Origin of the sequence: Leucobacter manosquensis (assembly GCF_018304845.1) — a bacterium.
GTDB lineage: Bacteria > Actinomycetota > Actinomycetes > Actinomycetales > Microbacteriaceae > Leucobacter > Leucobacter alluvii.
The window spans coordinates 220,376-246,938 of the sequence record NZ_JAFEVO010000001.1; the positions used below are offsets into that span (position 1 = coordinate 220,376).

The following is a 26,563-nucleotide window of genomic DNA, read 5'->3' on the forward strand; positions in this document are numbered from 1 at the left end:
TCGATCCCGGCGTACCGTCGGTTCCTGGGGAACGCAGATAGACTGACAACCATGACTGCAGCACCGCGCACCGCCTCGCTCGAGCGATCCACGAGCGAGTCGCAGATCAGTGTCAGCGTCGATCTCGACGGCTCGGGGTCTTCGCAGATCGAGACCGGGGTTCCGTTCTTCGATCACATGCTCACGGCGTTCGCCCGCCACTCGCTCACAGACCTGACGGTGAACGCGGTCGGCGATGTGCACATCGATGTCCACCACACCGTCGAAGACACCGGGATTCTGCTGGGCCAGACCATTCTCGAAGCGCTCGGCGATAAAGCCGGGATCTCGCGTTACGGCGACGCACTGGTCCCACTGGATGAGGCGCTCGCACAGGCGGTCGTCGACATCTCCGGTCGGCCGTACCTCGTGCACTTGGGAGAGCCTGCCGGGTTCGAGTTCCATCTCATCGGCGGTCACTTCACGGGTTCGATGGTGCGGCACTTCTTCGAGGCCCTGACGCTGAACGCACGGCTGACCGTGCATCTCGAGTTGCGCGCCGGCCGTGACCCGCACCACATCGCAGAGGCCGAGTTCAAGGCATTCGCCCGAGCTTTCCGCGAGGCGAAGTCGCTCGATCCGCTCGTCTCGGGTGTGCCGTCGACGAAGGGCGCGCTGTGAGCGCTCCCTCCGACGCGCCGCGCAAGACGGTGGCGGTGCTCGACTACGGGTCTGGCAATGTGCACTCGGCGGTGAAGGCGCTCGTCCACGCGGGAGCCGACGTCGAGCTGACGCGCGACCCGGGCGCCGTCATGGCAGCAGACGGACTCCTGGTTCCCGGGGTCGGTGCGTTCGACGCCGTGATGCGACAGCTGCGCGCCGTCCGCGGAGACGAGCTCATCGACCGTCGGCTCGCAGGGGGCCTGCCGGTGCTCGGAATCTGCGTCGGGGAGCAGGTCATGTTCTCGCACGGCATCGAGCGCGGAATCGAAACCGAGGGACTCGGTCAGTGGCCGGGAACCGTGCGTCAGATCAACGCGCCAGTGCTCCCGCACATGGGGTGGAACACCGTCGACGTGCCTCAGGGATCGAGACTCTTCGCCGGTCTCGAAGCCGAGCGCTTCTACTTCGTGCACAGCAATGCCGCGACTGAATGGTCCATCGAAGGGCGCACCCCGGCCACCCGCCCCCTGGTCACCTGGGCCGAGCACGGCGAGCGGTTCATCGCAGCGGTGGAGAACGGTCCGCTGAGTGCGACGCAGTTCCACCCGGAGAAGTCGGGTGACGCTGGCATCCGGCTGCTGCGCAACTGGATCGACACTCTGTAAGTCCATCGAGACCGACCTCACGCGGCCGGATCCCCACTCGCTCGGGCCGCAGCTGGTGCGGCCCGACCGCGCACACCCGAGAAGGAGAAGCCCCCATGACTGAACTCGCCGAACGCCCGAAGCTGGAACTGCTTCCGGCGATCGACATGGTCGACGGCAAGGCGGTGCGGCTCACCCAGGGTGAGGCCGGAACCGAGACGAACTACGGCGATCCCGTGGACGCCGCACTCGACTGGATCGATCAGGGCGCGGAATGGATCCACCTCGTCGACCTCGACGCGGCCTTCGGCCGGGGGAGCAACGTGGCGGTCGCGCGCAAGATCATCAAGCGCTCAGGCGATGTGAAGATCGAATTCTCAGGGGGCATACGAGACGACGAGTCGCTCGAAGCCGCCCTTGAGATGGGAGCCACGCGCGTCAATCTCGGCACTGCGGCGCTCGAGAACCCGGAGTGGACTGAGGCGGTGATCGCGCGTTTCGGCGAGCGAGTCGCCGTGGGGTTGGACGTGCGCGGAGAGACGCTCGCTGCGCGCGGCTGGACGGAAGAGGGCGGCAACCTGTGGGAGGTGCTCGACCGTCTCGAGGAGGCGGGCTGCTCCCGATACGTCGTGACGGATGTCACCAAGGACGGGACCCTGCGCGGACCGAACATCGAGTTGCTCGCGCGGGTGTGCGCCAGGACGAACCGCCCGGTCGTCGCCTCGGGCGGCGTGTCGAGCCTCGACGACCTCGCCGCGCTCCGAGAGCTCGTCGACGACGGTCTGGAAGGCGCGATCGTCGGGAAGGCGCTCTACGACGGAGCCTTCTCCTTGCCCGCTGCTCTCGACGTCGCAGGGCGCTAGAGCGGACATCCCGCGACTCATGGCGATCAAGAAGCTTCCCTCTACCGGCGATTCGCCCCGCAGCACCGGAGTTCCGGACAGTCTCGTCGGCGGCGGCGCCTCCGACTCGGCGGGATTCCCCTGGGCAGGGCGCACGTTCGACCATCACGACACGGCTTTCTCCGGCGATGATGGAAGCGCATCACCCACGCACATCGCCCTCGTGACCGCTGTGCGCGACGCTGCCGCTGCGGCGCGGAGCGCTGCAGCTTCGGCCGAGTACTGGGACGCCGTGCGCGTGGTCGCTGACGCGCAGGCGGATGCGATCGCGGGGTTCGCGACCGAACGGTTTCTCGTGCCGATGCTCGCAGAGGCGGGCGATGTCGGACAGACTCCAGATGGGCGAACGGTCGAGAAATCGCAGGAACTGTCGATCGTCGCGGTCGCCGCTCCAGACGGCAGGAAGGCACTGCCGATCTTCAGTTCCGTTGCAACGCTGAACCGCTGGAACCCGGAGGCGCGACCGATTCCTGTCCCCGGCGCGCAGACCGCCTTGGCCGCGGCTCAAGACGGGACAGAGCTCATCATCATCGATCCGGGGACCCCTGAGCGTGAATTCGGAGTGCGTCGCACCGCGCTCGAGGCCCTCGCCCTGGGAAGGCGCGTGATCCCGGCGTGGGCGGACGCCGCAGTGCAGGAGGAGTTCAGAGGACTCGGTGCCGCCGACCCGCGCATCGCAGAGCTCTGGCTCGTTCCCGGAGAACTCGAGAGTCGCCTGCTCCAGCCGGAGGTCACGGTGCTCGTGCGGGTCGCGGAAGGTGCCGCCGGCGCGCGACGCGAGGTGCTCGAAGCGCTGCAGGCCCGAATCGCAGCATCGGAGGTCGTGGCGGATCGCGTCGATTCCTTGACGCTGAGACCCGTCGCGGGCGAGTAGCCGCGGGGAGCGCCCGCAGCGCCCGTCACACCAGATTGAGAAGCACGATGTAGCAAGCGGTGCCGGCGGCGACGCTGAGCACGGCCCGCCGGCGCCCGACGAGATGCACCACGATCGTCACCGCTGTGGCGACGAGCACGGCCCACCAGTGGCTCGGGCGTGCCGCCAGTTCATCGCGCAGGATGACGACCGCGAGAATGAAGAGGATGCCGGCGGGCATCCATCGGCCGAGAGCGGTCACGAACTTCGAGCGGCGCAGCGGTTTCAGGATCGCGAACGGCAGGGCGCGCAGGGCGATGGTGATGACGGCGCCGACGGCGACCGCTGCGATCAAGTACCCGAGATCAGGCATGTTCCTCCGCCGTTCCCGTCGGGTCGTCCGTGCCGGGGAGCCCGTCCCCATCGCTCCCGACGGACTTCCTCCGGGCTCTCGTGACCGCATACCGGCCCGCGAGCAGCGCAGTGAAGACGAGGAGCGCGGCGAGCAGCGCACTCTCGGGAACGGTCACGATCGCGATCGCCGCTGCGAGGGCTGCGAGCAACGCTGACGGCACCTCCCGGCGGGTGCGCACGGCGTCGAGCGTCATCACGACGAAGAGGGCGACGAGCGCGAACTCGAATCCCTCAATCGGCTCTGGAAGCGCCGTGGCGAGGGCGACGCCGATGAGCCCGCCGACGACCCAGTAGGTCTGCATCGCGAGCTGCCCGGCGACCATGCGCGCGGAGGTCAGCCGGCTCTCGTCCATGAGCACGTATGTGGCGTAAGCCTCATCGATCATCGCGTACACCGAGTACGCGCGAGGCAGACCGCGCCTCACTCGAGACACCGGAAATGAGAACGCGTAGAAGACGTGTCTGAAGTTCACCGCGAACACGGTGATCGCGATGGTGACCAACGGTGTCGCTGCAGCGATGAGGCTGACGAGCAGCAGCTCTACGGAACCGGCGAAGATGCCGATCGACAGCGCCGGTGCGAGCCACCACGGGAGTCCCGCCTGGACCACGAGGACGCCGAGAGCGACCCCGAGCGGCAGTATTCCGATGCCGACGCCCAAGGAGTCGCCGAGGCCGGCAGCGATCTCGGCGCGCCTGGGCGGCCGGGGAGCTCGCGCTGGGGCGGCGTCCGAGGGAGGGCGGGGCACTGCGGATCCTCTCAGTTCACGGGACCCGTGTACTTCTCGCCCGGTCCCTTGCCGATCGGATCAGGAATCACCGAAGCCTCGCGGAACGCGAGCTGCACGGAGCGCAGCCCGTCACGCAGACTGCGCGCATGCATGTCGCTCACCTCCGGAGCGCCCGCCGTGATGAGGCCGGCGAGGGCGTTGATCAGCTTGCGCGCCTCGTCGAGGTCGATCTGCGTCTCGGGGTCGTCGGCGAGTCCGACCTTGACCGCGGCAGCGCTCAGCAGGTGCACGGCGGCGGTGGTGATGACCTCGACGGCGGCGACGTCGGCGATGTCCCGCGTCGCCTGCGAGATGTCATCTCCGCTGGAATCCGCTGCTGCGGCCGGGGGGGTGGGCTGGTCGGCGGTGTGCTCGCTCATGACGTCCTGTCTGCTGCTGCGGTAGGTGTGCTACGATTGATCCGGTTCTCGGTGTTCTGCCGAGATCACGGAAGTGGAGATTCTCCCACCCGGCACCGTTTCAAGGTTACCGGGTAGTTGACACCCCGCCGATCACTCGGCAGCTGCACAAGGGTGTGGGATGGCGCGTGCGCGGTCCTGATCTCGATGCTCCGTGGCTCCGTTCCGGAGCGCCCACCCATGAGATCAGAGGAGCCGGCGATCAGCGATCCCCGTACGAATGACAGAATCCGCGTCCCCGAGGTGCGACTGGTAGGACCCAGTGGCGAGCAGGTCGGCGTCGTGCCGATCGAGACTGCGCTCCGCATGGCTGTGGACGCCGATCTCGATCTCGTCGAGGTTGCCCCGAACTCGAAGCCTCCCGTTGCCAAGATCATGGACTTCGGGAAGTACAAGTACGAGGCAGCTCAGAAGCAGAAGGAAGCACGCCGTAATCAGGCGAACACCGTGCTCAAAGAGGTGCGCTTCCGCCTGAAGATCGACACGCATGACTACGAGACGAAGATGAAGCGCGCTGTCGGCTTCCTGTCGCAGGGAGACAAGGTCAAGGCGATGATCCTGTTCCGCGGCCGTGAGCAGTCGCGGCCGGAGATGGGTGTGCGCCTGCTGCAGCAGTTCTCCGAGGACATCGCCGAATACGGTGTCGTCGAGTCGAACCCGCGCATCGACGGTCGCAACATGGTCATGGTCGTCGCTCCGCTCAAGAACAAGTCCGAAGCGAAAGCCGAGCTGAATGCTCGTCGCGCTGAGGAGAAGGCCACTCGTCGGGCCGACAAGACCGCAGGTACGGACTCGGACGACGAATGAACTGCGGTGCGCTGCCGAGCGCAGCGCCACCCCGCAATCCGCGGCCGTGAGGCTCGCACACAACAAGGAGAAATCGATGCCCAAGCAGAAGACCCACTCGGGGGCCAAGAAGCGCTTCAAGCTCACCGGCTCCGGCAAGCTGATGAAGCAGCAGGCCGGCATGCGCCACAACCTCGAGGTGAAGGCCTCGAAGCGCAAGCGCCGTCTGAACGCCGAGCAGGTGCTCGCCAAGGGCGACGCCAAGCAGGCCATGAAGCTCCTCGGTCACTGACCGGCGCGAGCGCATAGCTTTCATCTGAGAATTTTCTAAGGAAGAACTGAAATGGCAAGAGTCAAAAGGGCCGTCAACGCCCACAAGAAGCGTCGCGTCATCCTCGAGCGTGCCGAGGGATACCGCGGTCAGCGTTCGCGCCTGTACCGGAAGGCCAAAGAGCAGGTCATCCACTCGCTGGTCTACTCGTACAACGACCGCCGCAAGAAGAAGGGCGACTTCCGCCGCCTGTGGATCCAGCGCATCAACGCCGGTGCACGTGCGAACGGCCTGACCTACAACCGCTTCATCCAGGGTCTCGGCCTTGCAGGCGTCGAGGTCGACCGTCGTATGCTCTCCGAGCTGGCCACGAACGAGCCCGCAGCCTTCGCCGCGCTCGTCGAGGTCGCGAAGTCGGCGCTGCCCGAGGACACCTCGGCTCCGAAGGCCGCGTAAGCAGTTCTTCCTGTCGAAGACCCTCGCTCCCCTGGGGAGCGGGGGTCTTCTGCGTTCTGCTGGCGCGGGGGAGTGAGCCGCTGCGCCAGTAGGCTGAACTCATGACCGACGAGATGCTGAGCAACACGAAGTCCGAACGCGTGCGACGAATCGCATCCCTCGCCCGGAAGAAGGAGCGCCAAGCGCACGGCCGTTTCCTCGTGGAGGGCCCGCAGGCGGTGCGCGAGCTGCTCGTGCATCGTCCGGAGCTCACCGAAACCGTCTACGCGACGCTCGGCGCGGAGACCTGGCAGGTCGAGATCGCCAGCCTCGCCTCGGATGCGGGCGTGCGGTTGGAGCGAGCGACCACCGAAGTCATCTCGGCGATGTCGGAGACGGTCAACCCGCAGGGCGTCGTCGCCGTCGCGCGTACGTGGGGCGAGCCGACCGAGGGCGCACTCGCGGAAGCACGGCTCGTCGCGATCCTGCACGAGATCCGCGATCCGGGCAACGCCGGTACCGTGCTGCGAGCGGCGGATGCCGCCGGGGCGGACGCCGTGATCTTCGCGGGGGAGAGCATCGATCCGTTCCACCCGAAGGTGGTGCGCTCCACGACGGGATCGCTCTTCCACATCCCCGTGCTCGTGATGTCGACGCTGGAGGAGGCGGTGGAAGCCGCGCGAGCCTCGGATCTCTCGGTACTCGCGGCAGACGTGCGCGGCTCCGACGTGCTCGAAGCTCGCGCGGAGGGGGCGCTCGACGGTCCGATCGCGTGGGTGTTCGGCAATGAGGCCCGAGGGTTGAGCGAGGCTGACCGTGTGCTCGCCGATCGCTCAGTGCGGCTTCCCATCTACGGCGCGGCGGAATCGCTGAATCTCGCCACGGCGGCGAGCGTGCTGCTCTACGAGACGGCGTTCGTGCAGCGCAGCCGCTAGGCGCCGCGGTCCGGGTCTGCGCTCCCGCCGTACTCGGCCTGCGAGAATGGGCGAATGCCCCGTATCGATCTCAACAGCGACCTCGGTGAATCGTTCGGCAGTTTCGCCTTCGGCGACGACACCGCGGTGCTCTCATCCGTGTCGAGCGCCAATGTGGCCTGCGGGTTCCACGGCGGTGATCCGCGCGGCATACGTGCGACCTGCGCAGCGGCGCACGCTGCCGGAGTGGCGATCGGCGCGCATCCGGGCTACCGCGATCTCGCCGGGTTCGGTCGTCGATTCATCGAGTACGAACCGGGCGAATTGACCGACGAGATCATCTACCAGCTCGGCGCCGTGCAGGCGCTTGCGCGGAGCGTCGGCTCCGCTGTGCGGTACGTGAAACCGCACGGTGCGCTGTACAACGCCATCGCGCATCACGAGGGACAGGCTCGTGCGGTCGTGCGCGCCCTGCGCGAATCCGGCACGGGGCTCCCGCTCCTGGTGCCGCCCGATTCGGTGATCGAACGGGTGGCCGAGGAGTCGGGAGTGCGCACCTTCTCCGAAGCCTTCGCCGATCGTGCGTACGCACCAGACGGCTCCCTCGTGCCGCGCGCCGTCTCCGGGGCGGTGCTTACCGGCGAGGCCGCAACGGCGCAAGCGATGAGGATCGCGACGACGGGTCGGGTGCTCGCCGTCGACGGCACGGAGATCGCCGTGCGTGCCGACAGCATCTGCCTGCACGGCGATCATCCCGCAGCGGTGCGGTTGGCCGGCGACATTCGCACGGCGCTCGAGGGCTGCGGCGTCGAGATCGGGAGCTTCGTCTAGATGGGCGGTTCGAAGCGGATGTGCTCGGCGGGGGCTGGAGGTTCGTCGCCGTTCACGGTGCGCGCGGTCGGCGATCGAGCGTGCATCGTCGACCTGCCGGATCTCGACACGGTACTCGGGCTCGCCGCGATCCTCAGAGAACGAGGCTTTCCCGGCGTCATCGATATCGTGCCGGCGGCGCGCACGGTCCTGGTGACGTGCGTCGACCGCGCCAGTGCGCGTCGAATCGCCGATGAGATCGCCGGGCTGCCCTCTGGCATCGCGAGCTTCGCGCGCTCGATGCTGGGGGAGTCGGCGCGTGTGGCGATCGTCGACGTCGTGTACGACGGCGAGGACCTCGAGGCGGTCGGAGCGCTGACCGGGCTCAGCGCGGCCGGTGTGGTCGCGGCGCACAGCGGCTCTCGATGGACGGCGGCGTTCGGCGGCTTCGCTCCCGGGTTCGTGTACCTCACCGGCGGTGATGCCGCGCTGCGCGTGCCGCGACTCGAGTCACCCCGCGAGCGCGTCGCCCCCGGGTCGGTGGGGCTCGCCGGGGCGTTCTCCGCGGTCTACCCCGGGGCCTCTCCCGGAGGATGGCGGCTGATCGGGCGCACGACCGCTCAACTGTGGGATGCGACGCGTGAACGCGCGTCGCTGATCGCACCTGGCGACACGGTGACATTCCGCGCCGTGCGCGAGCAGGTCGCGCTCGCAGTGCCCGTGCCCGACGCGCCGGACGCGCCGGACGTGCCCGACTCGCCGGTCCCGCCCGAGGCGGCGTCGAGCTCCGCCATCACGGTGATCGACCCGGGGATGCAGACACTCGTGCAAGACGCGGGGCGGGCTGGACACTCGGCGATCGGTGTGAGCCCTTCCGGCGCCGCCGACCGCGTTGCGCTGCGCTGCGCCAACCGGGCGGTGGGCAACGCTGACGGGGCCGCTGCGCTGGAAACACTGAACGCGGCACTCGTCGTGCGCGCCGACGTCGATGTCTCTATCGCGTTGGCCGGAACGGACGCCACGGCTGAGATCGTCGGCGCTGGCGACGAGCGGCGGACGCCGCCCTCGAGTCAGGAAGCGTTCACCGTGCGCCGAGGGGAGGTGCTGCGCGTCGGGCGGGCCACGCGCGGAATGCGCGGGGTGCTCGCGATACGGGGAGGCTTCGCGGTGCCGCGCGTACTCGGAAGCGCGAGTCACGACAGCCTGTCGGGCATCGGCCCGGCTCCGCTCGCGGCGGGCGATGCCCTCGCGATCGACGATCCTCGACAGGCAGATCGGGCGGCGCACTCGCCCGAGTCGGATGGTCGTCCCATCGGCGACGAGGTGCAGCTCCGCTTCGTACCGGGTCCGAGGAGCGACTGGTTCGACGCGAAGGCTCGTGCCGCCTTGGCGTCGCAGAGCTGGCGCCTGAGCGCGTCGTCGAATCGCGTCGGCGTGCGATTCGACGGGACGCCGCTCCGGCGCGCGCGGCACGACGAGCTGCCGAGCGAGGGCACCGTCCGCGGATCCATCCAGGTGCCTCTGAATGGCCTTCCCGTGCTCTTCCTCGCCGACCACCCCGTGACGGGCGGCTACCCCGTCATCGGGACTGTGATCGATGCCGATACCGATATCGCCGCGCAACTGCGCCCCGGTTCGCACGTGCGGTTCGTCCCCGTCGATCCCGACGACCCGCACCTCGGCTCCCGTCCTGACGCGCGCTCGGAGATTCTCGAGGCCGTCCGTCTCTCGTTCGAAGTCGATGGGAAGCGGGTCGCCGTCACGCTTCCCGGTGCGCTCGCCGCCGCGCTCGACCGGCTCTCGGCGACGGACATCGGAGACGACGGGCGGCTCCTCATGGAAGATACGGTGGCGACTCTGCTGCGCGACATCCTGTCGGCCTCGGCCGCCGCCGCTGCCGGTAAGATAGGGACTCGTGTCAGACAGCGCCCCGAAATCGAATCCGATCACCGCTGAAGCGGCAGAAGCAGCGGTCACTGCCGCGCTTGCCGCCTTCGCAGCGGCAGACTCCGTCGCAGAGCTGAAAGCCGCGCGCACCGCGCACGCGGGCGACGGCTCAGCGATCGCTCAGCTCAACGCGCAGATGCGCGCGGTGCCGAAGGACGAGAAGGCCGCGACGGGCAAGCTCATGGGGCAGGCGCGCGGACGCATCGAGGGCGCCTATCACGGGCGTGAGTCGGAGCTCGCGGCGCAGGAGGCCGCGGCGCGGCTGGTCGCCGAGACCGTCGACGTGACTGCGGCACCGGTGCGTCGCACTGCCGGGAGCCGGCACCCGCTCGCCCAGTTGCAGGACGAGGTCTCCGACGTGTTCATCGGAATGGGGTGGGAGATCGCCGAGGGCCCAGAGGTCGAGCACGAATGGTTCAACTTCGACGCGCTCGGGTTCGACCCTGATCACCCGGCGCGCGCGATGCAGGACACGTTCTTCATCGAACCGGCCGATCGGCACCTGGTGCTGCGCACCCACACCTCGCCCGTGCAGATCCGCTCGCTGCTCGACCGCGAGCTTCCGGTCTACGTGGTCGCTCCCGGGCGTACGTACCGCACCGACGAGCTCGACGCCACGCACACCCCGGTCTTCAGTCAGATCGAGGGCATCGCCATCGATCGCGGCCTGACGATGGCGCATCTGCGCGGCACGCTCGAGCACTTCGCTCGCCAGATGTTCGGCGCAGAGGCGGAGATCCGGTTGCGCCCGAACTTCTTCCCGTTCACCGAGCCGTCGGCCGAGATGGATGTCTGGCAGCCGCATGCGAAGGGCGGTGCGCGCTGGGTCGAATGGGGCGGATGCGGCATGGTCGATCCGAAACTGCTCGCCGCTGCCGGCATCGATCCCGATGAGTACCAGGGCTTCGCCTTCGGCATGGGCATCGAGCGCACCCTGCAGTTCCGCCACGACATCAACGACATGCGCGACATGGTCGAAGGCGATGTCAGATTCAATCGTCAGTTCGGAGGACTGGTCTAATGCGCATTCCGCTCAGCTGGCTCGGCGAGATCGTCTCGCTGCCCGAAGACGTCACCCCAGAAGCGGTGCACGCCGACCTCGTACGCGTCGGCTTCGAAGAGGAGTCGATTCGACGCTTCGATGTGACCGGCCCCGTCGTCGTCGGCGAGGTGCTCTCCCGCGAACCCGAGGAGCACTCGAACGGCAAGACGGTGAACTGGTGCCAGGTGCGCGTCGCCCCCGAGGGTCAGCAGGCCGCCGACGGCGGAGCCGACGTGCGCGGTATCGTCTGCGGCGCCCACAACTTCGACGCGGGCGACAAAGTCGTCGTGTCACTGCCAGGGGCGGTGCTGCCCGGAGGGTTCGCGATCTCTGCGCGCAAGACGTACGGGCACGTCTCCGACGGCATGATCGCCTCGGCCCGCGAACTGTCGCTCGGTGAGGATCACGAGGGCATCATCGTGCTCTCCCGTCTGGGTCTCGATCCCGTCGTCGGCGCGGACGCCCGAGCACTGCTCGGCCTCTCGGATACCGCGGTCGAGATCAACGTGACTCCCGATCGCGGCTACGCGTTCTCCGTGCGGGGCGTTGGGCGCGAGTACGCCCACGCGACCGGTGCGAGCTTCACCGATCCGGCCCTCGCCGTGTCGCCCGCGATCGGCACCGGGTTCTCGGTCACGCTCGACGACCGGGCTCCGATTCGCGGGCGCGCCGGTGCCACCGGCTTCGTGACTCGCGTGGTGCGGGGAATCGATCCGTCGCGCCCTACGCCCGCCTGGATGGTCGCGCGGCTCCAGCTCGCCGGCATCCGCTCGCTCTCGCTCGAGGTCGACATCTCGAACTACGTGATGCTCGAGCTCGGTCAGCCGCTGCACGCGTATGATCTGCGCAAGCTCACCGGCGGTATCACGGTGCGCCGCGCAGCTCCGGGGGAGACTCTGGTCACGCTGGACGGTCAGGAGCGCCAGCTGCACGTCGAGGATCTCGTGATCGCCGACGAATCGGGCGCGATCGGCCTCGCCGGAGTCATGGGCGGTGCCTCGACCAAGGCTGACGACACGACCGTCGACGTGCTGATCGAAGCGGCGACGTTCGATCCGGTCTCCATCGCTCGCACCGCGCGCAGGCACAAGCTGCCGAGCGAGGCTTCCAAGCGTTTCGAGCGAGGCGTCGACCCGTTGGTGTCGCGCGCCGCGGCGCAGCGCATGGTCGACCTGCTCGTCGAGCTCGCAGGCGGCACGGCGGACGAGCTCGGCTCGGACCTCGTGGCGGGCTGGGAGCCGATCGAGGTGCGGCTGCCGATCGCGCGAGTCAACGGGCTTCTGGGCACGGACTACAGCGAAGGCGAGATCCGCGACGCGATCGAGACGATCGGCTGCACCATCGTCGCCGACGGCGGCGACGAGCTCGGAGTGACCGCGCCCAGCTGGCGTTCCGATCTCACCCGCAGTGCCGATCTGATCGAGGAGGTCGCGCGCATCGTCGGATATGATCGCATCCCTTCGACGCTGCCGGTGGCTCCCGCCGGTCGCGGACTCACGCGGAGCCAGCGCCTGCGCCGTCGCGTCGCCGACATCATCACGGCAGCCGGGCTCGACGAGGTGCAGAGCTACCCGTTCGTCTCCCGGTCGCAGCTGCAGGCGTTCGGAGCGGGTGCCGAGGGAGCCGGTTCCGGCGCCGCCGCAGAGGCTGACAGCGAGGCGACTCGTGCTGCGGCGCCGCCCGTGGCGGCGATCGCGCTCGCGAATGCGCTCGACGCGCAGTCCCCGTACCTGCGCCGGTCGCTGCTGCCGGGGCTCGTCACTGCCGCTCAGCGCAACGCGTCACGCGGATTGACCGACCTCGCGCTCGTCGAACTGGGACTCGTGTTCGCGCCCGGTGCAGGTGACGCGCCGCTCGGCACCGATACGGTGCCGCCGCTCGCGGAGCGGCCGTCTGACGCCGTTCTCGCAGAACTCAACGCATCGATCCCCGACCAACCGCGCCGCATCGCCGGTCTGCTGCTCGGCGATGCCGTGCCGAAGCAGGCGGGTGAGCCGGCCCGCGCCTACGACTGGGCCGACGCCCTCGACGCGGCGCGTACGGTCGCGGGTGCGGTCTCGGCGGAGCTCGTCGTCTCGCAGGGCGCTCACCGTGCCTTCCACCCTGGCCGCACGGCGGAGCTCGCCATCCGCGTCGCCGGCGACGGAGCGGATGCCGACGGCGACGAGGGCGGTCTCGTGGTGATCGGTGTCGCGGGCGAACTGCTGCCCGAGCTGGTCGCCGAGCATCATCTGCCCGGCCGGGTCGCAGCGTTCGAGCTCGATCTCGACCGCTTGATCGAGCTCGCACCGCGCCTGCCGGAGACCGCTCAGCTCTCGACCTATCCCGCCGCGACGCAGGATCTCACCCTCGTCGTCGCCGACGACGTTCCGGCGGGCGATCTGCTCGCCGTAGTCGTAGCGGGCGCGGGCGACCTGCTCGAAGGTGCGCGAATCGTCGATGACTATCGCGGCGCCGGGATCGAGGCGGGCTCGAAGGCGCTCACGTTCGCATTGCGTTTCCGCGCTGAAGACCGAACGCTCACCGCGGAGGAGGCCAGCGCGGCGAAACTCGCCGGTGTCGAAGCCGCGGCGCTCGCATTCGACGCCAAGCTGCGCGACTGATGACCTGGGGAGACAGGAGGACCGATGACTGGAATCACGCCGTACCTCCTGTTTCCCGGTAACGCTGGCGAAGCGCTCGAGTTCTACCGCTCCGTGTTCGGGGGTGCGCTGGAGATACGAACCTTCGCCGACTTCGGGCGCGTCGACGGACCGGACGACGCCGTCGCGCACGGCACGCTCGTCGGGCCGGTGGCGATCTACGGGGCTGACGCCGGTGCTGACGAAGACGCGGTGCACATCGGAGGAATGTTCTTCTCCCTGCTCGGAGCAGCGGCGCCATCGACACTCCACCGGTGGTTCGAGGCGCTCGCCGATTCCGGCCGCATCCTGTTTCCGCTGGAGCGCCGCGCCTGGGGCGCGAGCGACGGACAGCTGGTCGATCAGTACGGAGTACGGTGGCTGATCGGCTACGAGGGGGCGTAGACGAGCTCGTCTCGCAGTGGATCGGGTGCGTCACCCCCGGCTCGAGGGCGCGAGGCTGAACATCCAGGGAACACCGAATCGATCGGCGAGCATGCCGAAGGTGTCTCCCCAGGGCGCGGTCTCGAACGGCTCACGGATCTGGGCGCCGTTCGACATGCCCTCCCAGAGCGCCCGGATGCGTTCGGCGTCGTCGCCGGAGACGCACACGGAGTGCCCGAGCGATGCAGCGTCCGGCGCCTCGGCCATGGAGGCCGGGTAGTCGGCGGCCATGATCGTGAGACCGTCTTCCGTGTCGATCTGCCCGTGCATGATCTTCTCCGATTCGGCGGGGTCGCCCATCATGCCGGGTACGGAGTCGTACTGCATGAGGCGGATCTCACCGCCGAGCACCGAGTGGTAGAACTCGAGCGCTTGCCGGGCGTTGCCGTGGAAGTTGAGGTAGGGGTTCAAGCTGATCGACATGAGGACTCCTCGGAGCTCGCGGGGCTGCGACCGGCCCCTCTGCTGACATTGTGCACTGGCAGGAGTGAAAAGTCATCGACCTGACTCTTGTCGCGCGAGTGAGGGCGACGGATACTGAGAGCGGGCGCGCCGTGCCGGCGCCCGAGCGACCACTGGACCCGGCAGTGCTGCCGAGCTCACCGGCGAGAGGAGCAGTCATGACCGACCAGTACATCGTGCCCAACATCTGGTGCCAGCGGAACGCAGAGGAGGTCGGTCGGTTCTATGCGGACGTCTTCCCCGACACGACCACCGAGGTCGAGTCGCGGTACCCGCAGACGGGCCTGCTCGACTTCCAAGCGCCGTTCGCCGGCGAGCCGTTGACCGTGGCGGTGAACCTCGCGGGGTATCGGCTCACGCTGATCAACGCGGGCGAGGAGTTCTTCCCGAATCCATCGATCTCGATGTTCCTGATGTTCGGCGATGCGCGGTTCGGCGGCCCGAAGCTCGCGCGCGCGGCGCTCGATCGGGTGTGGAACGGTCTGCTGCAGGGAGGGACGGTGCTCATGCCTCTGGACGAGTATCCCTTCAGCCCCTACTACGGGTGGGTGCAGGATCGGTACGGCATGAGCTGGCAGCTCAGCGTCAACGACGAGATCGATGCTGAGGCAGAATTCGTCATGCCCTCCCTCATGTTCGGGGGAGCCGCCCAGAATCGGGCTGCAGAAGCACGCGACCGCTACATCGAGGTGTTCGATGACGCGGCGCTGATCGGATCGTTCCCCTACGGCGAGCCCACCGGGCCCGCAACCGCCGAGGCCTTGATGTACAGCGATTTCCGCATCCGGGATCAGCTCTTCGCGGTGATGGACTCGGGTGTGGAGCAGGATTTCTCCTTCACGTGCGGCGTATCGCTCGAGGTGCACTGCGCCGACCAGGTCGAGATCGATCGCCTGTGGGAGGCCCTGTCGGCGGTGCCGGAAGCCGAGCAGTGCGGATGGTTGGCCGACGAGTTCGGCGTGAGCTGGCAGATCGTCCCGGCCAACATGGGTGAGCTCATGGAGCGGCCGAACGCGTTCGAGCACATGCTCGGCATGCACAAAATCGTCATCGACGACCTGTGATCCCGAACGCCCGTTCACCGGCCCCGGCGTTCAGCGAGAGGAGGACTACACTCGCAGGGTTGGATCGAGTAGGGCGGGGACGAACTCATGCGGGTGCGGGCGACGGCGGTCAGCAAAGGACCGGGCGGGCGGGCGCTCCCGCCGATCGATGTGTCGATGAGCTCTGGCACTGCGGTGTTCGTCGAAGCCGAGACGGCGCAGCGACCGACCGTGCTCGGCCTCATCGTCTCTGGCCGGATGAAGCCCGACTCCGGGGAGGTCTCGATCGACGGCACTCCCGACGCCAAAGCACTCCGGCGCAGACTCGCTCTCGTCGATGCCCCCGATGTGAGCGAACCGCACGGCGACGTGCTGCTCTCCGACGTCGTCGCAGAAGAGCTGATGTTCGCGGGGAGATTCGGCGGGCCGATCGCGGTGCGGCACGAACTCGAGCGCTTGGGCCTGCGCGAGCATGCACGGTTGCCGATCGGCGATCTCGCCCCTGATGCCCGGGTGCGCGCGCTCTGCGAATTGGCGCTGCAGCGCCCGGAGGTCGAAGGGCTCGTGCTCGTCTCGCCGGATCGCCACGGCGGCGCGCCGGAGGACTGGTGGCGCATCGCGTGCGAGCTGGCGGAGGACGGAGCCGCGGTGCTGGTCATCGCGGGTCGCGCGGCGCGCGCGGCGATCTCGGCGCATCCGGCAGGGTGGGGAACCGGCGAAGTCATGCCGCTGCATGACCATGCGGACGCGGCCGACGCCGCAGCAGCAGTGGAGGAACAGGCATGAAGATCCCGCAGATGATTCGGGCCGAGTTCGCTCGCCTCTGGGCGACCAAGATGGCGCGCCTCGCCTTCGCTGCCCTGATGTGCGTGCCGCTGCTCTACGGCGGACTCTATCTCTGGGCGAACCAGGATCCGTACGCCAGGCTCGACCAGGTTCCCGTAGCGCTCGTGGTGTCCGATGCAGGCGTCGCAGAGGGCGAGAGCACGCGGGTCATCGGGGACGAAGTCGCGCAGAATCTCATCGATGACGGCAGTTTCGACTGGCATCGTGTCAGTGCGAAGGATGCGGAGCGCGGCGTCGCGAACGGGGTCTACGACTTCACCGTGACGTTGCCGAAGGACTTCTCCGAGGCGTTGCAATCGTCGCAGACGGACGACCCGCATCGGGCCGACGTGGTGCTCACCACGAACGACGCGAACAGTTACCTCGCGACGACCATCGGCGAGCAGGCGGTGCAGCGCATCCAGAAGCAGATCGTGCAGTCGGTGAACCGTGAAGCGGCGCGTTCGCTTCTCGACGGCATCGCTCAGGTGCGCGGATCGCTCATCGAGGCGACCGATGGTGCGAGCGAGCTGACCGACGGGGCTGCGACCGCCCGCGATGGTGCGGGGGAGCTGCACGCTGGTACGCAGACGGCGGCGGAAGGGTCGGGTCGGCTGGCGAGCGGTCTCTCGCAGCTGCGCGATGCGACCGCGTCGCTTCCGCAGAGCACGGAGACGCTCGCCGGCGGAGCCGCGCAGGTCGCCGCTGGCAATGCGACCGTCGCCCAGTACGGCAGAGAAGCCGCGGACGTCAGTCAGCGCGCGATCGATGCGCTGGCCGCAGACCGAGCCGCGGTGCTGCAGGATCTCGCGAACGCGAACGTCGATCCGGCCGTGATCGACCGAGTGAGCGGCGCGATGGATCGCGTCGGCGGTGACCTCACCAGCGTCAACGCGCAGGTGCAGGGGGCCAGTGCCCAACTCGACACGCTCGCCGGTGGTGCGCAGCAGGTCGCGGACGGCTCACGGCAGCTCGCCGACGCGACGCCCCAACTCACGAACGGCATCGCGACAGCGGCGGACGGCTCGGTCGCGCTCGATGACGGGCTCGCGCAGCTCGTCGAGGGCTCGGGAGAGCTGCAGAGCGGGCTCGGAGACCTGACGAACGGTGCGGGGCAGCTGCGCGACGCGCTCGCGGAGGGCGTCGATGCGCTGCCCGACAGCTCCGATGACTTGCGAGCGGATCAGGCCTCGAACATCGCGAGCCCGGTCGACGTGCAGACGAGCAGGGTCACCTCGGCTGGCAGCTACGGAGCCGGCCTCGCACCGTTCTTCATGAGCCTGGCAGCGTGGATCGGCATCTACGCGCTCTTCCTCATTCTGAAGCCGGTGTCGCGCCGTGCGGTGACCGCGCTGCACACGCCACTGAGGGTCACCCTCGCCGGTTGGGCGACACCCGCACTGCTGGGAGCCACGCAGATGCTCGCGCTCTTCGCGATCGTGGCCTTCGCACTCCGGTTCGACTTCTCGCACCCGGTCGCCGCCTACGGGACGATCGCGCTCGCGTCGGCGACCTTCGCAGCCATCATCCTGGCGTTGAACGTCTGGCTGGGGAGCGTCGGCCAGTTCCTGGGGCTCGTGCTCATGGTGGTGCAACTCGTCACCGCCGGCGGCACCTTCCCCTGGCAGACGCTCCCACCGTCGCTCGCGACCCTGCATCATTACCTGCCGATGTCGTTCGCGGTCGACGGGTTGCGACAGCTGATGTACGGGGGCGACCTCGCCGATGCCGCGAGCGAGGCGGTGAAGCTCGCGCTCGTGCTGGTGATCGCGGTGCTCGTCGCGGCGCTGGGCGTTGCGAAGACGATGCGATCGCGCACTCTGAAGGATCTGCAGCCGAGCCTCATCGGGTAGGCCAGCGTATACACACGGGGCTGGATCGCGGGTGAACCTTGCGCTCACCGGCTCTGGTGTATACGTTGGGGCTATGGTCACGGGAACGAGCGGGGAGCGCACGAGCGATCGCGTCTACCGCGCGCTGCTCGAGCAGATCCAGACCGGTGCGCTGCGGCCGGGCACCGTCATCGGCGAAGTGGAGCAGTCGCAGCGGTGGGGCGTCAGTCGGACTCCCATGCGAGAAGCCATCGGGCGTTTGATCGCAGACGGTCTCCTCACGCAGCAGTCGGCCCGCGTGATCACGGTGTCGGGCTTCGACGCAGCCGATGTGCGCGCCCTCTTCGAGACGCGCCGCGCGCTCGAAGAGACAGCAGCCCGCCTCGCGGCCGTCCGCGGAGACCCGACCGTGTTCGCGGAGATCGCGGCCGCATTCGAAGCAGCGCACCCCGACGCCGGCACCTCGAGCGCCGATGACTACTACGCCCTCATCGCCCGGTTCGATGCGGCCATCGATGCCGCAGTGGCCAATGCCTACCTGGTTCAGGCGCTCCGCCCCGTGCGCACGCACCTCGCCCGCGCCCGCGGGCTGGCGAGAGACCACCACGCCCGCCTCCGCGCCTCGGTCGCCGAACACGCCCTCATTGCCAGGGCGATCGCAGACGGCGACCCCGAGCTCGCGGCGCACGCCACGCACGTCCACCTGCATCGCGCGCTCGCGTCGATCCTGACCTCCATCGCAGACTCGGAAGAGAGAGCCACAGCATGACCGTCACCCACCACGTCCGTGTGCACCGCAGTGAAGAATCGCTGCCCCGCGAGCAGCAGCTCGCCTGGAAGATCGCCGAAGTCGCCGCAGACGCGGTCGAGGTCGAAGCCGACGTGGTCGACATGATCATCAACCGCATCATCGACAACGCATCAGTGGCCGCGGCGTCGCTCACGCGCGCGCCGATCGTCGCGGCACGGGCGCAGGCGCTCGCGCACCCGGTCTCGCACGGCGGTGCGGGCAGCACGATCTTCGGGCTGCCGTCAAGATCGCCGTTCGGCATCCTGTCGAGCCCCGAGTGGGCCGCCTGGGCGAACGGCGTCGCCGTGCGCGAGCTCGACTACCACGACACGTTCCTGGCGGCAGAGTACTCGCACCCGGGAGACAACATTCCGCCGATCCTCGCGGTCGCGCAGCACGTGCGTGCCGACGGGCGGGCGCTCGTGCGCGGTATCGCGACGGGGTACGAGATCCAGATGGATCTCGTTCGCGCGATCTGCCTGCACCGGCACAAGATCGACCACGTCGCGCACCTCGGCCCGTCGGCCGCAGCGGGCATCGGCACGCTGCTCGGGCTCGACGTCGCCACGATCTCGCAGGCCGTGGCGCAGGCTCTGCACACCACGACCGCTACGCGTCAGAGCCGGAAGGGCGAGATCTCGACCTGGAAGGCGCACGCACCGGCGTTCGCGGGCAAGATGGCCGTCGAGGCGGTCGACCGGGCGATGCGCGGGCAGACATCGCCAGCCCCCATCTACGAGGGGGAGGACGGCGTCATCGCTTGGATGCTCGACGGGCAGACCGCGGCGTACGAGGTGCCGCTGCCCGCCGCAGGAGAAGCGAAGCGCGCGATCCTCGACAGCTACACGAAGGAGCACTCGGCCGAGTACCAGGCGCAGGCGTGGATCGACCTCGCCCGCCGGCTGCACGGCGCGCATCCCGAGCTCGGGGACCCGGAGAACATCGCTCGCGTGGTGCTCCACTCGAGCCATCACACGCATCACGTGATCGGGTCGGGCGCGAACGATCCGCAGAAGTACGATCCCACGGCGTCGCGCGAGACCCTCGACCACTCGATCCCGTACATCTTCACGGTCGCCCTGCAAGACGGCGGCTGGCACCACGTCGACTCCTACACTCCCGAGCGCGCGGGCCGCGCCGACACCGTCGCGCTGTGGCAGAAGGTCATCACCGCCGAAGACGCGGAGTGGACGCGCCGGTACCACTCCGAGGATCCCGATGAGAAGGCCTTCGGCGGACGCGTCGAGATCGAGCTCGTCGACGGCCGCACCATCGTCGAGGAGATCGCCGTTGCCGACGCGCACCCGCTCGGTGCTCGCCCCTTCGCGCGCGAACACTACATCGCGAAATTCCGGTTGCTCGCGGCGCCGGTGCTCGAACCGGCCGAGATCGAGCGGTTCCTCGAACTCGTGCAGCGGCTGCCCGAGCTCACGGCCGAAGAGGTGCGTGAGATCAATATCACCGCGCGACGCGGCCTCATCGAACTCGACGCCGCACCGAAGGGACTCTTCTGATGCTGTACGCCCAGACCCCGGCCCACGAGAAGCGGCGCCTCTTTCGCGAGCGCCTCGCCAGCGGCGAGCTGCTGCGCTTTCCCGGAGCGTTCAACCCCCTCTCGGCCCGCCTCATCGAACGCAAGGGCTTCGACGGCGTGTACATCTCGGGCGCGGTGCTCTCCGCCGACCTCGGCCTTCCCGACATCGGGCTCACGACGCTCACCGAGGTGGCGGGGCGCGCGCAGCAGATCGCGCGCATGACCGAGCTTCCGGCGATCGTCGACGCAGACACCGGGTTCGGCGAGCCGATGAACGTGGCGCGCACCATTCAGACGCTCGAGGACGCGGGCCTCGCGGGTGCGCACATCGAGGATCAGATCAACCCGAAGCGCTGCGGGCACCTCGATGGCAAAGCCGTGGTCGATGAGGGAACGGCGGTCAAGCGCATCAGGGCGGCGGCCGATGCGCGGCGCGATCCGAACTTCCTCATCATGGCGCGCACCGACATCCGAGCCGTCGACGGGCTCGACGCCGCGCTCGATCGTGCGAGGGCCCTCGTCGATGCGGGAGCCGACGCGATCTTTCCCGAGGCGATGCGCACGCTCGAGGAGTTCGCCGCGATGCGCGCGGCCCTCGACGTGCCGATTCTCGCGAACATGACCGAGTTCGGCAAGAGCGACCTCTTCTCCTCGCAGCAGCTCGCCGATGTCGGGGTGAACATCGTGATCTGGCCGGTGTCGATGCTGCGGATCGCGATGGGTGCGACCGAGCGAGCGCTCGATGAGCTGAACGACGTCGGGCACCTCACCGGCAAGCTCGACGAGATGCAGCACCGGGCCGACCTCTACGAGCTCGTCGACTACGAGGACTACAACCGCTTCGACACGAGCGTGTTCAACTTCTCGGTCGAGCGGTAACGCGGCCGGAGCCCACCACCACCGCAGGCGGCACGCCGTCGCCGCAGCCAGTACACCACCGCAGTTCATCGCAAAGGAGCGCAGCACATGGAGCAGGAGATCAAGAAGGGCCTCGCGGGAGTCGTCGTCGACACGACGGCGATCTCGAAGGTCAACCCCGAGACGAACAGCCTGCTCTACCGGGGATACCCCGTGCAGGAGCTCGCCGAGACGCAGCCCTTCGAGGCCGTCGCATACCTGCTCTGGCACGGAGAGCTGCCCACCTCCGACGATCTGGAGCACCTCCGACGCACCGAGCGCGAGCACCGAGCGCTCGCTGACTCCGTGCGTGCCGCGATCGATCTCCTCCCGCACGATGCCCACCCGATGGACGAGGTGCGCACCGCGGTGAGCGCCCTGGGCGCGATCGATCTCGCTGGGTCAGGATCGGTGCTCGACGCGACGGGCAGCGCCGAGGAGAATCTGGCGCGATCCGTGCGCCTGTTCGCGGCGCTCCCCGCGATCGTCGCCTACGGGCAACGGCGCCGACGCGGCGAAGAGCTCGTGGAACCGCGCGATGATCTCGATTACGCGGCGAACTTCCTCTGGATGACGTTCGGCGAGGATCCCGACGAGATTGTCATCGACGCGTTCAACCGCTCGATGGTCCTCTACGCCGAGCACTCGTTCAACGCCTCGACCTTCACCGCTCGCGTGATCACCTCGACGCTCTCCGACCTGTACTCGGCGGTCGTCGGGGCCATCGGAGCGCTCAAGGGCCCGCTGCACGGTGGCGCCAACGAGGCGGTGATGCATGTGTTCGACGAGATCGGCTCGGCGGAGCGGGTGGTGCCGTGGCTCGATGCGGCGCTCGCCGAGAAGCGCAAGATCATGGGCTTCGGGCACCGCGTCTACAAGAACGGCGACTCTCGCGTGCCCACGATGCGCGCCGCGCTCGACGCGCTCGTGGCCCACTACGACCGTCGCGATCTCGCCGATCTCTCCGACGCCCTCGAGCGAGAGTTCATGGAGCGCAAGGGGATTCATCCCAATCTCGACTATCCCTCCGGACCGGCCTATCACCTCATCGGCTTCGACACCCCGATGTTCACACCGCTCTTCATCGCGTCCCGTGTCACGGGATGGACGGCGCACGTCATGGAACAGGCCGCGTCGAACGCCCTGATCCGGCCGTTGTCGGCGTACGACGGCCCTGATGAGCGCCACGTGGCAGACTTGACGCCATGAGCGACTACACGACGATCATCGCCGAGACGCAGGGACGCGTCGCGACCATCACTCTCAACCGCCCGGAGGCGCTCAACGCGTTGAACGGGACGCTCGTGCGCGAGCTCATCGATGCCGTCCAGGGGTTCGATGCCGACCCGGGCATCGGAGCGATCGTGCTCACCGGGTCGGCGAAGGCGTTCGCCGCCGGAGCCGACATCAAGGAGATGGCGGAGCTCGGCTACGCCGACATGTACCTCGACGGGCCGTTCCCGGGCTGGGGCGGTTTCGAACGCACGCGCACGCCGTTGATTGCTGCGGTGGGCGGCTTCGCGCTCGGCGGGGGATGCGAGCTCGCGATGATGTGCGACATCATCCTGGCCGCCGACACCGCGAAATTCGGCCAGCCCGAGATCACGCTCGGGATCCTGCCGGGCTTCGGCGGATCCCAGCGACTGCCGCGGGCCATCGGCAAGGCCAAGGCGGCGGACCTCGTGCTCACCGGACGCATGATGGATGCCGAGGAGGCGGAGCGCTCCGGCCTCGTCTCGCGCGTCGTGCCGGCGGACGAGCTGCTCGCTGAAGCCGCCAAGGTCGCCGAAGCCATCGCGTCGAAGTCGCTTCCAGCGGTGTACGCCGCGAAGGACGCACTGCAGGCCGCCCAGGAGATGCCGCTCGCCGAAGGGCTGCGCTTCGAGCGGCAGGCCTTCGCCGCGGCGTTCGCGACCGACGACCAGAAGGAGGGCATGCGCGCCTTCGCCGAGAAGCGCACGCCCGATTTCCGGCACCGGTAGGCCGGGCGAGGCGCGCCCGGCCTGGGTGAGCGCGATTCCTGGCGATGCGGTGGCGGAGGTCAGCGCACGCGGCCCCCGAGCCAGACGCCGCCGCTCGCACGCGTGCGAATCGAGATCTCGGACGGCCTGCCCATCGCGCGCCCCTGCCGCACCCGGATCGCGCGCGCAGCCGTCGGGTCCACCAATCCATCGGCTACGAGACCGGTGACGAGCGCAGCGGCGGCGACGCCGGTCGCCGCGTCCTCCGGGTAGCCGGAGGAGCGCGGGAACTGCCGGGCGTCGAAGACGAGGCCGGTGGTATCGGTCACGGCGTAAGGATAGAGACCGGTCGACTCGGCGAGCGCGCAGACGGCTTCGATGCGCTCCAGGTCAGGCGTCAGTCCGTCGAGGACGTCGGTCGAGACGAGGGGGACGAGCGTCTTGGTCCGACTCGTCGTCGCATTGCGGATCGGCAGTGGCGCGAGCTGGTCCTCCGCAATGCCGAGCACATCGATGATCGAGGCCGCCACGTCGGGCGAGACCGCCTCGATGGTTCCCGCCGGCTGGGCGACTTCGACCGCACCGGTGGCATCTACGCGCGCTTCGACGACGCCGCTCGCCGTGCCGATGCGCACAGTCGGAGCATCGAGCTGTCCGAGACGGTGCAGCAGCCACACGGCTCCCACGGTGACGTGCCCGCACATCGACATCTCGTGAAGGGGCGTCCAGAAGGTGACGTGATAGTCGACGTCTTCGTGCTCCCGCGCGGCGACGACGAACCCGCTCTCATGGCCGTACTGCTGGGCGATCCGCTGCATCTCGAGCGGCGACATCCCGCTCGCATCGAGCACGATCGGCGCCGGATTCCCGCCGCCGGGTCCGTCGGAGAACACATGCACCACCTGCACCGCGTGCTTCGACGCGTGCGTCATCGCGTGTTCTCCTTCGCAGTCCGCTCGCTCACAGTCGATCCTAACTCGCCGCAATCCCCAGGTTGTGACGATTGATGCTGCCCTGGCGAACGCGTGCCCGTGCCGAGTGGTTGAATAGGAGGACGCGTGCGGAGCGCCCGCGGGAGAGGGAGACGATGACATTCAGCGTCGCTGTTGCGGGAGCCAGCGGGTACGCGGGGGGCGAGCTGCTCCGTCTGCTCAGCGGGCACCCCGAATTCGAGATCCGCACCGTCACCGGGCACTCGACCGCGGGTCAACCGCTCGTGCAGTCGCAACCGCACCTGCGCTCCCTCGCCCACCTCACGTTGCAGCCGACGACGCCCGAGGCGCTCGACGGCCACGACATCGTGTTCTTCGCCCTGCCCCACGGCGCATCGGGAGCACTCACCGAGCAGCTCGAGCACGTGCGGCTCGTCGTCGACTGCGGTGCCGACCATCGCCTCACGAGTGCCGCCGACTGGGAGGCGTTCTACGGCGGCGACCATCACGAAGCTTGGACGTACGGTGTTCCCGAGCTCATCGTGTCGGGGGAGGGCGGCGCAGTCGAGCGCCAGCGCGATGCGCTGGTCGGAGCGACGAGGATCGCGGCGCCCGGGTGCAACGCCTCGACCGTCGCGCTGTCGCTCGCTCCTGGCATCGCCTCCGGCGTGATCGAGGCGCGCGACATCGTGTCGGTCCTCGCGGTCGGCCCCTCTGGCGCGGGGAAGGCCGCGAAGACCCATCTGCTCGGAGCCGAACTCATGGGAACGGCGAATCCCTACGCCGTCGGCGGTTCGCACCGGCACATCCCCGAGATCCGGCAGGCGCTGCGGGCTGCTGGCGCGCGCGATGAGCCGACCATCAGCTTCACGCCGGTCCTCGTACCGATGAGCCGCGGCATCCTCGCCACCACGACCGCACGCCTCGCTCCCGGAGTCTCGACGGCCGAGGTGCGGGCGGCATGGGAGCGCGCGTACGCGGATGAGACCTTCGTGCAGCTGCTCCCCGACGGGGCGCTGCCGCGCACCGCTGACACCCTCGGCGCCAACACGTGCCTGATGAGCGTGGTCGTCGACGAGGCCGCCGGTCGCGTCGTCATCGTCGCCGCGCTCGACAACCTCGCGAAGGGCACGGCCGGAGCGGCGATCCAGTCGGCGAACATCGCGCTCGGCCTCCCCGAGCGCACCGGACTTTCCGTGAATGGAGTCGCACCGTGACCGTGACCGCACCCCGAGGATTCCGCTCAGCAGGCATCGCCGTCGGACTCAAGAGCACGGGAAAACCTGATCTCGCTCTGGTCGTCAATGATGGACCGGTGCGCGCGAGCGCTGCCGTGTTCACGTCCAACCGCGCCCAGGCGAACCCCATCATCTGGAGTCGCACGGCGATCGCCGGAGGCCCGGCGCGCGCCGTCGTGCTGAACTCGGGCGGCGCCAACTGCTTCACGGGCGACTTCGGGTACGACACGACGCGCCTGACCGCCGAGGCCGTCGCGCACGAGATCGGGGAGCACGAGGCCGAGCGAATCCTCGTCTGCTCCACCGGCCTCATCGGCACGGGCGACCAGGCGTTCCGCGACAAGATCGTGAAGAACGTGCCGGCGCTCGCCGCCGCGCTCACCGATGACGATGCGACTGCGGCGAGCGCGATCCTCACGACCGACTCCGTCGAGAAGACCGCCGTGCATCGCGCCGACGGGTGGACGATCGGAGCGATGGCGAAGGGTGCAGGCATGCTGGCGCCCGGGCTCGCGACCATGCTCGTCGTCATCACGACCGACGCGCGACTGGATGACGGCGCTCTGGATCGCGCGCTGCGGGACGCGACCGCTGCCAGTTTCGACCGGCTCGACTCCGACGGGTGCATGTCGACGAATGATCAGGTGACGCTGCTCGCGAGCGGCGCCTCGGGCGTCTCACCCGACGAGGCGGAGTTCGCGTCGGCGCTCGCGGCGGTGTGCGACAGCCTTGCGGCTCAGCTGCAGGCCGATGCCGAGGGCTCGAGCCATGACATCGACATCGAGGTGCGAGGCGCGGTTTCGGTCGCCGAGGCCATCGAAGTGGGGCGATCCGTCGCCCGCAACAACCTGTTCAAGGCTGCGATTTTCGGCAACGACCCGAATTGGGGTCGAGTGCTGGCAGCGATCGGCACGACTCGAGCGACGTTCGACCCGTATGAGGTCGATGTCGCGTTCAACGGGGTACGGCTGTGCCACGCCGGCGCCCCCGACCGACCGGTGGAGGAGTGCGATCTCACACCGCGTCGTACGCACGTCGAGATCGACCTGTTCTCCGGCGACCACACCGCTACCATCCGCACCAACGATCTCACGCACGAGTACGTGCACGAGAACAGCGCCTACTCGAGCTAGGG

Annotated in this window: 28 protein-coding genes; 23 read left to right on the plus strand and 5 right to left on the minus strand. The window is 68.6% G+C overall.

Translation table 11 applies throughout. From position 1 onward, the window contains the following. The first annotated feature begins 51 nt into the window (after nucleotides 1-51). The 4 genes from hisB to JSQ98_RS01060 all read left to right on the plus strand — a co-directional run bounded on the left by hisB (nucleotide 52) and on the right by JSQ98_RS01060 (nucleotide 3,062). Nucleotides 52-660 (plus strand): imidazoleglycerol-phosphate dehydratase HisB, encoded by a 609-nt coding sequence (hisB, locus tag JSQ98_RS01045; RefSeq protein ID WP_211647979.1) that lies wholly within the window; start codon nucleotides 52-54, stop codon nucleotides 658-660. Then, nucleotides 657-1,307: an imidazole glycerol phosphate synthase subunit HisH gene (gene hisH, locus JSQ98_RS01050; protein ID WP_090147896.1), complete on the plus strand. Its 651-nt coding sequence runs from the start codon at nucleotides 657-659 to the stop codon at nucleotides 1,305-1,307. The genes hisB and hisH overlap by 4 nt, the downstream gene beginning before the upstream one ends. A 95-nt stretch (nucleotides 1,308-1,402) precedes the next feature. Then, nucleotides 1,403-2,149: a bifunctional 1-(5-phosphoribosyl)-5-((5-phosphoribosylamino)methylideneamino)imidazole-4-carboxamide isomerase/phosphoribosylanthranilate isomerase PriA gene (gene priA, locus JSQ98_RS01055; RefSeq protein WP_090147899.1), complete on the plus strand. Its 747-nt coding sequence runs from the start codon at nucleotides 1,403-1,405 to the stop codon at nucleotides 2,147-2,149. Between the two features lie 19 nt (nucleotides 2,150-2,168). Then, the gene (locus JSQ98_RS01060; protein ID WP_211647980.1) at nucleotides 2,169-3,062 is read left to right on the plus strand and encodes an SseB family protein; all 894 of its coding nucleotides are present in this window, start codon (nucleotides 2,169-2,171) and stop codon (nucleotides 3,060-3,062) included. A 25-nt stretch (nucleotides 3,063-3,087) separates the two neighbouring features. Here the strand turns inward: JSQ98_RS01060 and JSQ98_RS01065 are convergent, their stop codons facing one another. The 3 genes from JSQ98_RS01065 to JSQ98_RS01075 are packed head-to-tail and all read right to left on the minus strand — an operon-like array spanning nucleotide 3,088 to nucleotide 4,605. Then, nucleotides 3,088-3,414 carry a branched-chain amino acid transporter permease gene (locus JSQ98_RS01065; protein WP_090147905.1) on the minus strand — a complete coding sequence of 109 codons (327 nt, stop codon included), beginning with the start codon at nucleotides 3,412-3,414 and terminating at the stop codon, nucleotides 3,088-3,090. Beyond that, nucleotides 3,407-4,204, minus strand: a complete 798-nt coding sequence (locus tag JSQ98_RS01070) for an AzlC family ABC transporter permease (protein WP_211647982.1) — start codon at nucleotides 4,202-4,204, stop codon at nucleotides 3,407-3,409. Before JSQ98_RS01070 ends, JSQ98_RS01065 begins: the two co-directional genes overlap by 8 nt. 11 nt (nucleotides 4,205-4,215) lie before the next feature. After that, nucleotides 4,216-4,605: a DUF1844 domain-containing protein gene (locus JSQ98_RS01075; protein ID WP_211647983.1), complete on the minus strand. Its 390-nt coding sequence runs from the start codon at nucleotides 4,603-4,605 to the stop codon at nucleotides 4,216-4,218. Nucleotides 4,606-4,824: 219 nt separating this feature from the next. Between JSQ98_RS01075 and infC the strand changes: the two genes are divergently transcribed. The 9 genes from infC to JSQ98_RS01120 all read left to right on the plus strand — a co-directional run bounded on the left by infC (nucleotide 4,825) and on the right by JSQ98_RS01120 (nucleotide 13,875). Continuing rightward, entirely contained in the window at nucleotides 4,825-5,451 is a 627-nt protein-coding gene (infC, locus tag JSQ98_RS01080; protein ID WP_090147910.1) for a translation initiation factor IF-3, read from the plus strand. A 76-nt stretch (nucleotides 5,452-5,527) separates the two neighbouring features. Further along, nucleotides 5,528-5,722 (plus strand): 50S ribosomal protein L35, encoded by a 195-nt coding sequence (rpmI, locus tag JSQ98_RS01085; RefSeq protein ID WP_010156662.1) that lies wholly within the window; start codon nucleotides 5,528-5,530, stop codon nucleotides 5,720-5,722. A 51-nt stretch (nucleotides 5,723-5,773) separates the two neighbouring features. Continuing rightward, nucleotides 5,774-6,157, plus strand: coding sequence for a 50S ribosomal protein L20 (gene rplT / locus JSQ98_RS01090; RefSeq protein WP_010156663.1), 384 nt, complete (start codon nucleotides 5,774-5,776; stop codon nucleotides 6,155-6,157). 101 nt (nucleotides 6,158-6,258) lie between these two features. Continuing rightward, on the plus strand, nucleotides 6,259-7,071 hold the full coding sequence (locus tag JSQ98_RS01095; protein ID WP_211647984.1) for a TrmH family RNA methyltransferase: 813 nt from the start codon (nucleotides 6,259-6,261) through the stop codon (nucleotides 7,069-7,071). Between the two features lie 54 nt (nucleotides 7,072-7,125). Further along, complete coding sequence (locus JSQ98_RS01100; RefSeq protein ID WP_211647985.1) at nucleotides 7,126-7,881, plus strand: LamB/YcsF family protein; 756 nt, start codon at nucleotides 7,126-7,128, stop codon at nucleotides 7,879-7,881. Further along, a complete protein-coding gene (locus tag JSQ98_RS01105; RefSeq protein ID WP_249290664.1) occupies nucleotides 7,882-9,816 on the plus strand; it encodes a 5-oxoprolinase subunit B/C family protein in 1,935 nt (644 codons plus the stop codon). It abuts the gene before it with no gap. Then, nucleotides 9,776-10,828 (plus strand): phenylalanine--tRNA ligase subunit alpha, encoded by a 1,053-nt coding sequence (gene pheS, locus JSQ98_RS01110; RefSeq protein WP_211647986.1) that lies wholly within the window; start codon nucleotides 9,776-9,778, stop codon nucleotides 10,826-10,828. Before JSQ98_RS01105 ends, pheS begins: the two co-directional genes overlap by 41 nt. Further along, nucleotides 10,828-13,452 (plus strand): phenylalanine--tRNA ligase subunit beta, encoded by a 2,625-nt coding sequence (pheT, locus tag JSQ98_RS01115; protein ID WP_211647987.1) that lies wholly within the window; start codon nucleotides 10,828-10,830, stop codon nucleotides 13,450-13,452. Before pheS ends, pheT begins: the two co-directional genes overlap by 1 nt. A 24-nt stretch (nucleotides 13,453-13,476) precedes the next feature. Further along, entirely contained in the window at nucleotides 13,477-13,875 is a 399-nt protein-coding gene (locus JSQ98_RS01120) for a VOC family protein (RefSeq protein WP_211647988.1), read from the plus strand. Between the two features lie 30 nt (nucleotides 13,876-13,905). On the opposite strand, the gene JSQ98_RS01125 is transcribed toward JSQ98_RS01120, so the two are convergent. Further along, complete coding sequence (locus tag JSQ98_RS01125; protein ID WP_090147924.1) at nucleotides 13,906-14,337, minus strand: VOC family protein; 432 nt, start codon at nucleotides 14,335-14,337, stop codon at nucleotides 13,906-13,908. A gap of 197 nt (nucleotides 14,338-14,534) precedes the next feature. On the opposite strand from JSQ98_RS01125, the gene JSQ98_RS01130 reads away from it, so the two are divergent. The 8 genes from JSQ98_RS01130 to JSQ98_RS01165 all read left to right on the plus strand — a co-directional run bounded on the left by JSQ98_RS01130 (nucleotide 14,535) and on the right by JSQ98_RS01165 (nucleotide 23,279). Then, nucleotides 14,535-15,440 carry a VOC family protein gene (locus JSQ98_RS01130; protein WP_211647990.1) on the plus strand — a complete coding sequence of 302 codons (906 nt, stop codon included), beginning with the start codon at nucleotides 14,535-14,537 and terminating at the stop codon, nucleotides 15,438-15,440. A gap of 156 nt (nucleotides 15,441-15,596) precedes the next feature. Then, entirely contained in the window at nucleotides 15,597-16,205 is a 609-nt protein-coding gene (locus JSQ98_RS01135) for a P-loop NTPase family protein (protein ID WP_234037080.1), read from the plus strand. Then, nucleotides 16,202-18,097: a YhgE/Pip family protein gene (locus JSQ98_RS01140; protein ID WP_090147930.1), complete on the plus strand. Its 1,896-nt coding sequence runs from the start codon at nucleotides 16,202-16,204 to the stop codon at nucleotides 18,095-18,097. The genes JSQ98_RS01135 and JSQ98_RS01140 overlap by 4 nt, the downstream gene beginning before the upstream one ends. Before the next feature lie 73 nt (nucleotides 18,098-18,170). Next, entirely contained in the window at nucleotides 18,171-18,845 is a 675-nt protein-coding gene (locus tag JSQ98_RS01145; protein ID WP_211647991.1) for a GntR family transcriptional regulator, read from the plus strand. Next, nucleotides 18,842-20,380, plus strand: a complete 1,539-nt coding sequence (locus JSQ98_RS01150; protein WP_211647993.1) for an MmgE/PrpD family protein — start codon at nucleotides 18,842-18,844, stop codon at nucleotides 20,378-20,380. Before JSQ98_RS01145 ends, JSQ98_RS01150 begins: the two co-directional genes overlap by 4 nt. After that, nucleotides 20,380-21,279, plus strand: a complete 900-nt coding sequence (gene prpB, locus JSQ98_RS01155) for a methylisocitrate lyase (protein ID WP_200329441.1) — start codon at nucleotides 20,380-20,382, stop codon at nucleotides 21,277-21,279. Before JSQ98_RS01150 ends, prpB begins: the two co-directional genes overlap by 1 nt. An 87-nt stretch (nucleotides 21,280-21,366) precedes the next feature. Further along, a complete protein-coding gene (locus JSQ98_RS01160; RefSeq protein ID WP_090147942.1) occupies nucleotides 21,367-22,506 on the plus strand; it encodes a bifunctional 2-methylcitrate synthase/citrate synthase in 1,140 nt (379 codons plus the stop codon). After that, nucleotides 22,503-23,279, plus strand: coding sequence for an enoyl-CoA hydratase (locus tag JSQ98_RS01165; RefSeq protein WP_211647995.1), 777 nt, complete (start codon nucleotides 22,503-22,505; stop codon nucleotides 23,277-23,279). Before JSQ98_RS01160 ends, JSQ98_RS01165 begins: the two co-directional genes overlap by 4 nt. A 59-nt stretch (nucleotides 23,280-23,338) precedes the next feature. On the opposite strand, the gene JSQ98_RS01170 is transcribed toward JSQ98_RS01165, so the two are convergent. Further along, nucleotides 23,339-24,190 carry a PhzF family phenazine biosynthesis protein gene (locus JSQ98_RS01170; RefSeq protein ID WP_211647997.1) on the minus strand — a complete coding sequence of 284 codons (852 nt, stop codon included), beginning with the start codon at nucleotides 24,188-24,190 and terminating at the stop codon, nucleotides 23,339-23,341. Nucleotides 24,191-24,345: 155 nt separating this feature from the next. Here JSQ98_RS01170 and argC point away from each other — a divergent pair, with 155 nt between their 5' ends. Both argC and argJ read left to right on the plus strand, forming a co-directional pair. Then, nucleotides 24,346-25,407, plus strand: a complete 1,062-nt coding sequence (gene argC / locus JSQ98_RS01175) for an N-acetyl-gamma-glutamyl-phosphate reductase (protein WP_211647999.1) — start codon at nucleotides 24,346-24,348, stop codon at nucleotides 25,405-25,407. Continuing rightward, nucleotides 25,404-26,561, plus strand: coding sequence for a bifunctional glutamate N-acetyltransferase/amino-acid acetyltransferase ArgJ (gene argJ / locus JSQ98_RS01180; protein ID WP_211648001.1), 1,158 nt, complete (start codon nucleotides 25,404-25,406; stop codon nucleotides 26,559-26,561). Before argC ends, argJ begins: the two co-directional genes overlap by 4 nt. Nucleotides 26,562-26,563: the final 2 nt, after the last annotated feature.